This window comes from Bradyrhizobium sp. GW821-FHT13H06 (assembly GCF_058803975.1).
This window is the reverse complement of the sequence record NZ_JBXAPN010000005.1, coordinates 305,717-317,153: the sequence shown is the minus strand read 5'-3', so window position 1 is coordinate 317,153 and position 11,437 is coordinate 305,717. Positions and strand designations below refer to the sequence as shown.

Here is an 11,437-nt window from a genome sequence, read left to right as displayed (position 1 = left end):
CGAACCGGCGCGCGCGAACAATTGGAAGGTTCAATTAACAAGTGTCCCCCATTGTACCGCGGTGCAGCGTGGGTCGCCAGGGCGCGACGTGCGGCTGCCAGGGTGGCCGTGACGATCGCCGGAGTTGTTCGGCCCCTCGAATTCACATCATCTGGATGGACAGTGGGAATGCCGAAGTTTCGTTTGCGGATCAGGGGACGCCTGTACGCAGGTTTCATGGCCCTGGTGGCGGTCGGTCTCGTGATGGCCGTGGTTGCCGTCTGGAATTTGCGGGACGTGCAGGATCAGGTCGCAAGACAATCCGCGCTCTCGGACAGCACGGCGCGGGTGCTGGAGATGTCCACCCATCTTCAGGCGATCCAGCGCGCCAATCTGCGCTACGTCTACGATGCGAACGAGCCTGCGATGAAGGAGGCCCAGGAGCGGGAAACTGCCGCGATCACACTGTTGCAGGCCGAGGCGAAGCGCACGCTCTCGGAGGAGCGGAGAACGCTCTACAACGGCCTGATCGACGACATCGCCAAAATGCGACGCCTGCGTGACAATCTCGGGGACGCCGTCAACGAGGCCAGGACGGGCAAGGCGACGCTGCTGCCGAGCGGGGAGGATCTCGCCGTCAAGACGGGCAAGCTCGTCGACGTGGCGCGCGCCGCCGTCGACGAAGATACCGCGGCCCTCGTCGCCGATCTCGAATCGCGAATCCTGCTCGTGAGGATCGCAAACTGGCGTTTTCTGGCCCTTCGCGATACGCAGGGCCCTGCGACCTTCAGGGCGAGCGTCGACAGGGCAGCGCAACGGCTCGCGGCACTCGAAAAGAGCCCGCAGGCGGCGGAGTTGCGAGCCACGCTGGCGCCGGTGAAGACCGCGCTCGGAATCTACAAATCGGCGTTCGAGACCACCTCGGCAGCGATGCTTCAGGCGGACGAGATCTACCATAAGAACCTCGCGCCCCTCATCGTCGATAGCATCGGCAAGCTCAAGGCGGCGGAAACGACGCTGAAGCAGGACTACCAGGCATCGCGCGCCATCGCCGAAGCCGTGATCGCCGGAACGACGACCGTTCAGGAGATCGCCGGCGGCCTCGCCATTTTGTTCGGCGGCATCGTCGCCTTCCTGATCGCCCGCAGCATCGTCGGTCCCCTGACCTCGATGACAGGTGCGATGGGGCGGCTTGCCGGCGGCAATCTCGATGTCGAGATTCCCGGCCGCGGCAGGGCCGACGAGATCGGCGACATGGCCAAGGCGATCCAGGTGTTCAAGGACAACATGATCGAGACCGAGCGCATGCGCTCCGAGCAGGCCGAGCTCGAGGCGCGGCAGGCCGAGAACCGCAAGAAGGACATGGCCAGGCTTGCCGATCAGTTCGAGCAGGCGGTCGGTGAGATCGTCAACACGGTGTCGTCGGCCTCGGGCGAGCTCGAAGCCTCCGCAGGTACCTTGACCACGACCGCGGCGCGAGCCCAGGACCTGTCGACGGAGGTCGCCAGCGCCTCGCAGGAGGCCTCGGCCAATGTGCAGGCGGTCGCCTCGGCGACCGAGGAGCTCTCCTCCTCGGTATCCGAGATTGCCCGCCAGGTGCAGGAATCCGCCCGCATCGCCACCGAGGCCGTCGGTCAGGCGAGCCGTACCAACGAGCGCGTCGGCGCGCTCTCCAAGGCCGCCGCGCGGATCGGCGACGTGGTCGAGCTGATCAGCACCATCGCCGGCCAGACCAACCTGCTGGCACTGAACGCCACCATCGAGGCGGCGCGTGCGGGCGAAGCCGGCCGCGGCTTTGCGGTGGTCGCCTCCGAGGTCAAGGCGCTGGCCGAGCAGACTGCGAAGGCCACCGGCGAGATCGCCCAGCAGGTCTCCGGCATACAGGCCGCGACGGAGGAGTCGGTCGGCTCGATCAAGGAGATCAGCGGCACCATCGAGCGGCTGTCGGAAATTTCGTCGACGGTTGCCGCCGCCGTGGAGCAGCAGGGCGCTGCGACGCAGGAGATCTCCCGCAACGTCCAGCAGGCGGCCCACGGCACCCAGCTGGTGTCGTCCAACATCGGCGACGTGCAGCGCGGCGCCTCCGAGACCGGCTCGGCGTCCTCGCAGGTGCTTTCGGCGGCACGCTCGCTCTCGGCCGACAGCAACCGCCTCAAGCTCGAAGTGGCCAAGTTCCTGAGCTCGGTCCACGCCGCCTAAAATCTCAAACGCAAAAGGCCACGCGCATGCGCGTGGCCTCGAGGAGCGGCGCGATCAGGCTACCTTGGTCGTCATGTGCTTGAACATGTTGCTGCGCGCCTCGTCGTCCATCTCGGCCTTGAAGGTGAACTTGTCCTTCAGGGCGATGGCGCGCGCCGCCGCGGGCCGCGCCGAGATCTCGTCGACGAGCCGCTTCACGTTCGGGTATCGCGCGAAGGCGTCATCGCCGAGCTTGAACGGCACCATCCGCGCCCAGCCCCACAGTGCCATGTCGACGATCGAATAGCTGTCGCCGACCATGTAGCGGCGGCCTTCGAGGTGACCGTCGAGAATCCTGTAGTGGCGATCGGCCTCGTACTGGTAGCGATTATGGGCGTAGTCGTGGTTCTGGTCCTTCGGCGCGAAATGCTTGAAGTGGACGGCCTGACCCGAATACGGCCCGACGCCGGTCGCCACGAACATCAGCCAGGACAGCAATTCGGCGCGGTTCGAGGGCAGGAATTTGCCGGTCTTCTCGGCGAGATAGAGCAGGATGGCGTTCGAGTCGAACACGATCGTGCCGTTGTCGTCGATGGCCGGCACCTTGCCGTTCGGATTGATCTTCAGAAATTCGGACGCGAACTGCTCGCCCTTGCGGGTGTCGATCTTGACCGGCTCGAAGGCCAGTCCGGACTCCTCCAGAAACAGCGCAACCTTGGTCGGATTCGGCGATCCGTTGAAATAGAATCTGAGCATCGAGCATCTCCTCGGTGTCTGTTGCGCGGGCGAGCGCGGCGTGGTTAGGCGGACCTTGTCTTGCCTGAACCCGCTGCGGGAGAGCAACCGGCGAGTTTGCCGGGCGGTGTCTGCGCGGTGCGCAGGTCAAGCGGCGTAACAAAGGCCGATTGCCGCCGTAATGACCATGGCCGCGCCCACGGCCTCCAGCCGCAGCCCGAGTCGCGCGGCCAGATGCATGTCGGAGGCCCGAGCCGCGCGCTCCGGCCCGCGCGCGTAGCCGTGGACGATGACGTCGTGGTTGAAATTGTCGTGCGCCTCGTTGCTGCTGGCGAGCCCGACGCAAATCACGAGCATGCCGAACAGCGCGAGCCCGAAAAATCCCAACAGCGCGATCAGGAACATCGGAAACATGCCGACCAGGAAGATCGGCAGCAGCGGCACCAGCAGCAATGTCTCGGAATGTCGTCGCATGGAGCCCAACCGGTCAGGACGGGGCTGATCGCGGGAGTCTAGTCCTCGTGGAGGCGATGTTCAAGGCGCCGCTGGGTGGGCAAAGCGAAGCGTGCCCACGAAATCCGTGGCTCCGGGAGAGATGGTGGGCGCGGCGCTTTGCGCCTTTGCCCACGAGATCGGAAGTGGCTACTCCGCCGCCATGCCGGCGCGGATCTCGGCGCGCAGTTCGTCGATCAGCTTGAGACCCTTCTTGGTCTCGACATGCCAGAAGGTCCAGCCGTTGCAGGCCTGCGCGCCTTGCGCCACGGCGCCGATGCGGTGGATCGAGCCGACCTTGTCGCCCAGCATGATGGCGCCGTCGGCACGGACCAGCGCGCCCAGCTTCTTCTTGGCGTCGAACAGTTTCGTGCCGGGCATGATCATGCCGCGCTCGATCAGCTCGGAGAACGCCACCCGCGGCGCTTCGCGTGCGGTCATGAACGGGGCGAGGCTCTCTTCCGGCAGCGGCTCGACCGCGGCGATGCGCGCCTCGGCCGCCCTGGCGTAGGTCTTGTCGCGCTCGAAGCCGATATAGGAGCGGCCGAGGCGCTTGGCGACCGCGCCGGTGGTGCCGGTGCCGTTGAAGGGATCGATCACGAGGTCGCCGGGCTTGGATGACGACAGCAGCACGCGCGCGAGCAGGCCTTCCGGCTTCTGCGTCGGATGCACCTTCTTGCCGTCCGAGCCCTTGAGGCGCTCTTCGCCGGTGCAGAGCGGGATCAGCCAGTCGGACCGCGCCTGCACGTCTTCGTTGGCGGCCTTCAGCGCCTCGTAGTTGAACGTATAGCCCTTGGCCTTTTCGTCGCGCGCGGCCCAGATCATGGTCTCGTGCGCGTTGGTGAAGCGGCGGCCGCGGAAATTCGGCATTGGGTTCGACTTGCGCCAGACGATGTCGTTCAGGAGCCAGAAGCCGAGGTCCTGCATGATCGCGCCGACGCGGAAGATGTTGTGATAGGAGCCGATCACCCAGATCGTCGCCGATGGCTTCATCGCGCGGCGGGCGGCAAGCAGCCAGGCGCGGGTGAAATCGTCATAGGCGGCGAACGAATCGAACTTGTCCCAGTCGTCGTTGACGGCATCGACATGGGATTCGTCGGGGCGCTTGAGATCGCCCTTGAGCTGGAGGTTGTAGGGCGGATCGGCGAACACCAGGTCGACCGAACCAGCCTGAAGCTTCGACATTTCGGCGACGCAATCGCCGAGAATGATGCGATGCGAAGCGGACTCGAAATTTGTGCGGGGCGCCCTTGCAGACGCCCCGCGACGCGACTCTACCATGACTCAAGAACTCTGACTCAGGCGACGCTGTCGGCGACGCGGGACCAAACAACCGACTGGCCGTTACATTGAAGGGGCAAAGTAAAAAACGACTTAACCCGCCGCTTTCGTGAGCAGCCCTCGCCTTGCCGGTTGTGCGAACGTTGTTGTGCGCATACGCCGTGTTTTGCAGTGTATTTCGCGTTTGCTCGGCTCGCTGCAGCAATCATGGCCGCAAGAAGGCCGCAAATTTCTCTCGGAAAAAATTGCTCGACCCTCGGAAAAAATTGCTGGCATCGACATGCTGTCGCACTAGGCAATTTTTGCCGGCCACGATATTGATAAAAGCAACGGAAATTTTACGTGTGTGGCGCGTTGAGCTTCTCGCATACTTGTGCGCCGTCGAAACTGAATCAGGGACCCCCGAGGGAAAGCCGCCATGCGTTACGATGACTTCCGCCGCAGCGACGACATCGAGGATCGTCGCGACGAAGGTGGTGGCTTTGGCGGCGGCGGGGGAGGCGGGTTCGGCCTGCCGATCGGCGGCGGCGGGCTCGGCATCGGTACCATCATTATCCTCGGCCTGGTCGGCTACGCCTTTGGCATCGATCCACGCATCCTGATCGGCGGCGCCGAGATTCTGACCGGCGGCGGCCATGCGCCGACCTACCAGACCGATCGCCAGGCGTCCTCGGGCAAGCGCGGCGCGCCGACCGACGAGATGGGCAGCATGATCTCCGGCATTCTCGGCGAGATCGACGATCGCTGGAGCGAGATCTTCCAGGCCAGCGGCCAGTCCTACACGGGTCCGAAGATCGTGCTGTTCCGCAACGCCACCAACGGCGGGCGCTGCGGCATGGCGCAGTCGGCGATGGGGCCGTTCTATTGTCCGCCCGACCGGACCATCTTCCTCGACACCGCCTTCTTCCGCGAAGTCGAGACACGCTTTCGCGGCTGCGCCGGCAAGTCGGCGTGCAATTTCACGACGGCCTACATCATCGCGCATGAAGCCGGCCATCACATCCAGAACCTGCTCGGCATCATTCCGCGCGTAACGCGGCTCCAGCAGCAGGTCGGCTCGAAGGCCGAGGCGAATGCGCTCCAGGTGAAGGTGGAGTTGCAGGCCGACTGCCTGTCCGGCGTCTGGGTCAACCGCGAGGCGAAGAAGCGTCCGAACTTCCTGGAGCCCGGCGATATCGAGGCCGCGCTGACCACGGCGAGCGCGATCGGCGACGATACGCTGCAGCGCCAGTCGACGGGCCGCGTCGTGCCGGATTCCTTCACCCACGGCTCGGCGGCGCAACGCAAGCAATGGTTCATGACCGGCTACCAGCAGGGCACGGTCCAGGCCTGCAACACGTTCGGCGCGGGAGCGTTGTAGGGAAGGCTCGTGCCCCGGACGCAGCGCAGCGCTTTCTCAGCGGTGCGCTGCAGAGCCGGGGCCCACAATGCCGGTCTCACAAATCTCTCAAGTGGGTCCCGGCTCTGCGGCGCGGCGCTGATGCGCCGCACCTTGTCCGGGACACGAAAGACGCAACATGGCCATCGACGAAACCAAGCAGTTCATCCCGCTCAACATCGCGGTGCTCACCGTGTCCGACACGCGCGCGCTTGCGGATGACAAGTCCGGTCAGACATTGGTCGATCGCCTCACCGCGGCGGGTCATCATCTCGCCGCGCGCGAGATCGTCACCGACGATGTCGAGGCGATCCGCGCCGTCATCCGCCGCTGGATTGCAGATGGCGGCGTCGACGTCGTCATCACCACCGGCGGCACCGGCTTTACGGGACGCGACGTCACGCCGGAGGCGATCGAGCCGCTGTTCGAGAAGCGCATGGACGGTTTCTCGATCGCGTTCCACATGCTGAGCCATGCCAAGATCGGCGCATCGACGATCCAGAGCCGCGCCACCGCGGGCGTCGCTGGCGCGACCTACATCTTCTGTCTCCCTGGCTCGCCCGGCGCCTGCCGCGATGGCTGGGACGGCATCCTCGCAGCCCAGCTCGACTACCGCACGCGGCCCTGCAATTTCGTCGAGATCATGCCGCGATTGGACGAGCACCTGCGCCGGCCGAAGGCGCAAGGCGCGACGGTGTAGGCGGGTTGTGCGGATGATGTCCAGTTGATCGAGGCACGGACTTCTTCCCTTCTCCCCTTGTGGGAGAAGGTGGCGCGAAGCGCCGGATGAGGAGTGCTATCCACATGCACTGACGCTCGCGGAGGCATACCCCTCACCCAAGCGAATCCGTGTCAGCCAGCGGAGATGCCCTCTCCCGCAAGGGGAGAGGGCACATCAACGTGCATCTCGCCGCGACGTGCATTTCTCCCGCAGCGAGCTCGTTACAAATCCCGTTCCCAGGTCTCCCCAACAAGATCCTGCCCGAAGCTGCGATGCGGCTCGGTGGCGACGAGCCTGAAACCTGCACTTTGATAGATGCCGCGTGCGGCAACCAGGATGCTCTGCGTCCACAGCGTCATCTTGCTGTAGCCCCGCTCGCGCGCGCCCTGGATACATTGCTCGACCAGCGCGCGGCCGACGCCGAGGCCCCGCGCCTTCTTCTCCACCTGCAACAGGCGCAGCTTGGCGATCTCGCCCGTGGCCTTGACCAGGAAGACCGAGCCGACCGGCTCGCCGCCCAATTCCGCGATCCAGCAGTGCTCGCGCGCGGCGTCGTAGTTCCTGATGAACTGTGCGCAGATCTCGGCGACCAGTGCCTCGTAGCTGATGTCCCAGTTGTAGTCCGCGGCATAAGCGGCGCCCTGTCGGGAGACGACCCAGCCCATGTCGCCGACACGATGGCTGCGCAGCATGAAAGCCGCGGGCTGGCTTTGATGCGGCTCCAGCACCGCTTCAATGGTCGCCATGGCCTGGGTGAGCCGCGATGCATCGCTGGCCGAAAGTCGGGCCAGCATTGCGGCAACCTCGTTTTGCGAGCTCAGGTTCAGCTTGGCGAAAGCCTGGCGGCCCTTGGCGGTGAGGCTGAGCTGGTATTGCCTGCGATCTGCGGGCAGGGGCCTTCGCGTGATCAGCCCCTTTTCGTCGAAGCTCTGGATGATGCGGCTGAGATAGCCGGGGTCGAGACCAAGCTCGTTTCCGATCTCCTTCGCCGCCAGCTCGTCGCGATGTGAGAGCTCATAGAGCACCCGGGCCTCGCTGAGCGAAAACGGGCTCTTTCCAAGGTGCTGGTCGAGCACGCCAAGCTTGCGGGTATAGAAGCGGTTGAAGGCGCGGACCGCCGCGATCTGGTCGTCGGCGACCCATTCGGTCGCTGGGATTGATGGTGAAGATTGGGACGGCATGAGATCACCCTGATATTTGCCATTGTCAATTAATTATTTGACGTTGGCAAGTATCTGGGGCGGCTCAGGCGACCATGACGATCCGGCTGCGCAGCATGGTCCGGGAGGACCGGCCTAGCCGCCGGAGCAGCCGTGCCTCGGAATGGCGGGCCTGGGGCGGGTAGCCCCCGATCCGGTCGTAATGATCACGCGCGATCAACAGGCCCTGATCGCCGAGCGGACCGCCGAGCTTGCGTGCGACGGTCCAGACGATGTCGCGGAAGGTGGTATTTACGTAAGGCGAGCGTGCATAGCGGAACACGGCCGCGCGATCCCGGCCGCTACTTGCGACCGCCTGGATGAACTGGCTGGTTTCCTCGATCCAGCCGGTTTCCAGCACGGCGCCTGCGGGAAGGAACATCAGCCAGGGCGATCGGGCCTGGAGCGCGCCGGCGGCGAGCGCGGCGCCTTGCGAGTGTCCCTCGAACGCGATGAAGCGGCAGCCTGCGACGTCGGCAACGCGCTCGATGACGCCGTTGCGCGTGCGGTCGACCAGAAGGACTTCCCGGATGACGCCCGCGGCGGCGCCGGGGACCAGCGCGGCCAGGGTTGCGACCGCCGTCTGCTCGACACCTTCGGTCGGAATGATGACGCTCAGCATGATTGAGGCTTCAATGTCCGCACTTCGGGAGAAGCGTAGCGCTGCATGACGTTGTCATAAACCCGTAGCGTGGCCGAGTGCAACTTTCCGGCGGTGCCGCGGCATGCGATGGTAAACCGTCGCCAGTCATTGCAGCCAAAAGTGTCCTGCGCGGGCTGGTAATATTGCCGATTGTTTCGGCACAAGCCCGCCCGACAGTATTAACCCGGGGCTTCATGGCGGCATTGTCGCTGCGCCGGCACTCGCTCCCTCGCAGCTGAGGATGCAGCTTGCAGGAAAGGTCGAATGAAAATGTGTGATCTTACGCGCAGGAGAGGCCTGATATGAACGCCGATCAAATCGCCGTCGGCGCGGCGCCGCTCTCGCCGAAGCAGGCCGCGCCCACCTTGCGGATCCGGGCGCTGATGCTGGGCGACCGCATCAATGCTTCCAACCTGGAGATCGGAACCCTGGTGTCCTCGACGCCGGCCGCCTTCCGCGTCCATGCCGGCCTTGCCGTGATCTTTCGCTACGGCGTCGTCGTTCTCATCGGGCTGCTTCCGTCGGAGGAGAAGGTTCTCGTCGACAACCTGAAATCGCGGGTGACCGGAGAGTTCAGCCCCTACGAGGAGGAGATCGCGCAGGCGCAGCTCTGCCACGACGAAGCCGCAGAGGCGATCCAGCCGGGCGGGCCGATCTGCCTCGCCAAATTCTCCGACGACCGGCTGCTGCTGGTTGCGGATGCGCTCGCCAAGAGCACGTCGCTGGCGCGCGACGAGCGGCGCGTTGCCGCGGTCTTCGACGTGATCGAGCCGTTTGCACGGGAGCTCGCCGAACACGGCCGCACGCCGCAACGGCGCAAGGGCATCCTGCAATTGATCGGCAACGCACTGCTGGTGCAGCAGCGGGTCGCCGGCCGCGTCGCCATTGCCGAGAAGCCCGACGTGCTCTGGGAGAAGCCCGAGCTCGATCGTCTCTATTCGCGCCTGGAGGACGAGTACGAGCTGAAGGAGCGCCTCGACACGCTCGAGCGCAAGCTTGCCGCGGTGTCGGAGACCGCCAACGCGCTCACCGACATCATCGACACCCAGCGCTCGCTCCGCCTGGAGATTGCTGTCGTGGTGCTGATCCTGATCGAGGTCGCGATGGGTAGTTTTCAGCTCCTGACCGGCCGCGGTCACTAAAGCATGATCTGGAAAAGTGCGAAGCGATTTTCCGGAAAACCTAAAGCGCGACGGCGATTCATCCGAATCTCATCGCGCTTCAAGGCGCGGCGGCGTGCCTGCCATGTTGGCCGGATTGCGCCTGCCACGTGGCGATCTCGGCAAGCTCGGCTTCGGGCCGTGTCCGGATCGTCTCGCAGCGTCCGAGATAGAGCGCTCCGGCGTCGCCCTCGATCGTCATCCACTCGCCTTCGGCAAAGCTGACTTGGCCGAGCTGGGCCCGCTTCGCGACGGCATCGATCTTCAACTCGCGGCAGCCGACCACGCAGGGCTTACCCATTTGCCGCGCCACCAGGGCCGCATGCGAGGTGCGCGCACCGACCGATGTGACGATGCCGGCAGCCAGCGCGAAACCCGCGACGTCGGCGGTGCTGGTGTCGGGACGCAGCAGGATGACCGGCTCGCCCGCCGCCGCGAGGCGCTGGGCGCTTTCGGACGAGAACGCCGCGCGCCCGATCCCGATGCCGCCGGAGGCGCCGATGCCGGTCGTCGTGGGCTTGCCGGAGGCAACCAACCTGGTCTCGGTGAGCGAGGCGAGGTCGATCTCCGCGATCCGCTCCAAGGCCTCGTCCTGCGAGATCAGGCCTTCATGCACGAGGTCGATCGCGATTCTGGCGGCGGCCCGCGGCGTGCGCTTGGCGGTGCGGGTCTGGAGGATCCAGAGCTTGCCGTTCTCGACCGTGAACTCGACGTCCTGGACGTCTGCGAACGCGTGCTCGAGTCGCCTCAGGATATCGCCGAGTTCCGATTCGAGCTTCGGCAGCTCGCGGGCGATCGCCTCGGCCGTATCAGGTGTGCGTCTTCCGGAAACCACGTCTTCGCCCTGCGCATCGAGCACGAGGTCGATCATCGGACGCCGCGCGCCCGTGGACGGATCACGCGAGAATGCCACGCCCGCGCCGGAGGCAAGACCGCCATTGCCGAAGACCATCGCCTGCACGGTCACGGCGGTACCCTCGAGCGCTTCGAGGTGCTGGAGGCTTCGATACGTCAGTGCACGTTCGCTCATCCAGGAGCGATAAACCGCCTGGGCCGCCGCCTCCAGCTGCGCGAAGGCGTCCTCCAGCGGGGCATCGGCGCGATCCTCGACCAGCGCCTGCTCGCGGCTGGCGAGCCGCTCGAGCGCTTCGCTGTCGAGCTCACGGTCGCTGCCGACGTCTTCGGCTGCGACGAGTTCCGAGATGCAGGCGGCAAAGGCGGCCGGGTCGAGCTCGAGCACGGTCTCGCCAAAGCTCTCCAGGAAACGGCGGCGACAATCCCAGGCGAGCCGCGGACGACCGGTCGCGCGGATCAGGCCATGCACGGCGTCTAGCGTGCAGCCGACGTTGAGAACGGTGTCGAGCATGCCCGGCATCGATCGCGCCGCCCCCGAGCGCACCGACACCAGGAGCGGCTGCCGGCGGTCCCCGAAGCGCTTTCCGGTGGCGCTCTCCAGGAACGAGATTCCCTCCTTCAAGCCATCGCGCAGGTATCGCGTGGCGTGCGCATGGCCGGCGATGATGTCGGCGCAGAGCTTGACCGGGAGCACGAAGGCAGGCGGCACCGGCAGGCCCAGCGCCGCCATGCGGGCGAGATTGGCGGCCTTGGCGCCGATTTCCTCGGCAGGGCGCAATTCGGCGGATTCAGCGCCGATACGGACGATATGCATGG

General features: G+C 65.5%; 10 protein-coding genes. 4 read left to right on the top strand and 6 right to left on the bottom strand.

Translation table 11 applies throughout. The features are described from left to right. The first annotated feature begins 168 nt into the window (after positions 1 to 168). A complete protein-coding gene (locus tag AC1RQP_RS23025) occupies positions 169 to 2,178 on the top strand; it encodes a HAMP domain-containing methyl-accepting chemotaxis protein (RefSeq protein WP_492938618.1) in 2,010 nt (669 codons plus the stop codon). 54 nt (positions 2,179 to 2,232) lie between these two features. On the opposite strand, the gene AC1RQP_RS23020 is transcribed toward AC1RQP_RS23025, so the two are convergent. The 3 genes from AC1RQP_RS23020 to AC1RQP_RS23010 all read right to left on the bottom strand — a co-directional run bounded on the left by AC1RQP_RS23020 (position 2,233) and on the right by AC1RQP_RS23010 (position 4,665). Beyond that, the gene (locus AC1RQP_RS23020) at positions 2,233 to 2,913 is read right to left on the bottom strand and encodes a glutathione S-transferase family protein (RefSeq protein ID WP_492938617.1); all 681 of its coding nucleotides are present in this window, start codon (positions 2,911 to 2,913) and stop codon (positions 2,233 to 2,235) included. 126 nt (positions 2,914 to 3,039) lie between these two features. Then, positions 3,040 to 3,366, bottom strand: a complete 327-nt coding sequence (locus AC1RQP_RS23015; RefSeq protein WP_239621879.1) for a hypothetical protein — start codon at positions 3,364 to 3,366, stop codon at positions 3,040 to 3,042. Between the two features lie 168 nt (positions 3,367 to 3,534). Beyond that, the gene (locus AC1RQP_RS23010; RefSeq protein WP_492938616.1) at positions 3,535 to 4,665 is read right to left on the bottom strand and encodes a site-specific DNA-methyltransferase; all 1,131 of its coding nucleotides are present in this window, start codon (positions 4,663 to 4,665) and stop codon (positions 3,535 to 3,537) included. A 418-nt stretch (positions 4,666 to 5,083) separates the two neighbouring features. On the opposite strand from AC1RQP_RS23010, the gene ypfJ reads away from it, so the two are divergent. Together ypfJ and moaB are read left to right on the top strand one after the other, a co-directional pair. After that, positions 5,084 to 6,025, top strand: coding sequence for a KPN_02809 family neutral zinc metallopeptidase (gene ypfJ / locus AC1RQP_RS23005; RefSeq protein ID WP_239621881.1), 942 nt, complete (start codon positions 5,084 to 5,086; stop codon positions 6,023 to 6,025). Between the two features lie 157 nt (positions 6,026 to 6,182). Beyond that, positions 6,183 to 6,743, top strand: a complete 561-nt coding sequence (gene moaB / locus AC1RQP_RS23000) for a molybdenum cofactor biosynthesis protein B (protein ID WP_492938615.1) — start codon at positions 6,183 to 6,185, stop codon at positions 6,741 to 6,743. A gap of 242 nt (positions 6,744 to 6,985) precedes the next feature. Here the strand turns inward: moaB and AC1RQP_RS22995 are convergent, their stop codons facing one another. Then, positions 6,986 to 7,945: a bifunctional helix-turn-helix transcriptional regulator/GNAT family N-acetyltransferase gene (locus AC1RQP_RS22995; RefSeq protein ID WP_492938614.1), complete on the bottom strand. Its 960-nt coding sequence runs from the start codon at positions 7,943 to 7,945 to the stop codon at positions 6,986 to 6,988. A gap of 64 nt (positions 7,946 to 8,009) precedes the next feature. After that, positions 8,010 to 8,585 (bottom strand): glycosyltransferase family protein, encoded by a 576-nt coding sequence (locus AC1RQP_RS22990; protein WP_492938613.1) that lies wholly within the window; start codon positions 8,583 to 8,585, stop codon positions 8,010 to 8,012. Between the two features lie 323 nt (positions 8,586 to 8,908). Between AC1RQP_RS22990 and AC1RQP_RS22985 the strand changes: the two genes are divergently transcribed. Continuing rightward, a complete protein-coding gene (locus tag AC1RQP_RS22985; protein WP_492938612.1) occupies positions 8,909 to 9,748 on the top strand; it encodes an RMD1 family protein in 840 nt (279 codons plus the stop codon). Between the two features lie 79 nt (positions 9,749 to 9,827). Here AC1RQP_RS22985 and AC1RQP_RS22980 read toward each other — a convergent pair whose 3' ends face one another. After that, positions 9,828 to 11,435 carry a PEP/pyruvate-binding domain-containing protein gene (locus AC1RQP_RS22980; RefSeq protein ID WP_492938611.1) on the bottom strand — a complete coding sequence of 536 codons (1,608 nt, stop codon included), beginning with the start codon at positions 11,433 to 11,435 and terminating at the stop codon, positions 9,828 to 9,830. Between the last annotated feature and the right edge of the window lie 2 nt (positions 11,436 to 11,437).

Bases quoted from the DNA above. Each gene is read 5' to 3' on its own strand.
- AC1RQP_RS23020 (WP_492938617.1), bottom strand. From the start codon at position 2,913: ATGCTCAGATTCTATTTCAACGGATCGCCGAATCCGACCAAGGTTGCG.
- AC1RQP_RS22990 (WP_492938613.1), bottom strand. From the start codon at position 8,585: ATGCTGAGCGTCATCATTCCGACCGAAGGTGTCGAGCAGACGGCGGTC.
- AC1RQP_RS23010 (WP_492938616.1), bottom strand. From the start codon at position 4,665: ATGGTAGAGTCGCGTCGCGGGGCGTCTGCAAGGGCGCCCCGCACAAAT.
- AC1RQP_RS22995 (WP_492938614.1), bottom strand. From the start codon at position 7,945: ATGCCGTCCCAATCTTCACCATCAATCCCAGCGACCGAATGGGTCGCC.
- AC1RQP_RS22980 (WP_492938611.1), bottom strand. From the start codon at position 11,435: ATGCATATCGTCCGTATCGGCGCTGAATCCGCCGAATTGCGCCCTGCC.
- AC1RQP_RS23015 (WP_239621879.1), bottom strand. From the start codon at position 3,366: ATGCGACGACATTCCGAGACATTGCTGCTGGTGCCGCTGCTGCCGATC.
- AC1RQP_RS22985 (WP_492938612.1), top strand. From the start codon at position 8,909: ATGAACGCCGATCAAATCGCCGTCGGCGCGGCGCCGCTCTCGCCGAAG.
- ypfJ (WP_239621881.1), top strand. From the start codon at position 5,084: ATGCGTTACGATGACTTCCGCCGCAGCGACGACATCGAGGATCGTCGC.
- AC1RQP_RS23025 (WP_492938618.1), top strand. From the start codon at position 169: ATGCCGAAGTTTCGTTTGCGGATCAGGGGACGCCTGTACGCAGGTTTC.
- moaB (WP_492938615.1), top strand. From the start codon at position 6,183: ATGGCCATCGACGAAACCAAGCAGTTCATCCCGCTCAACATCGCGGTG.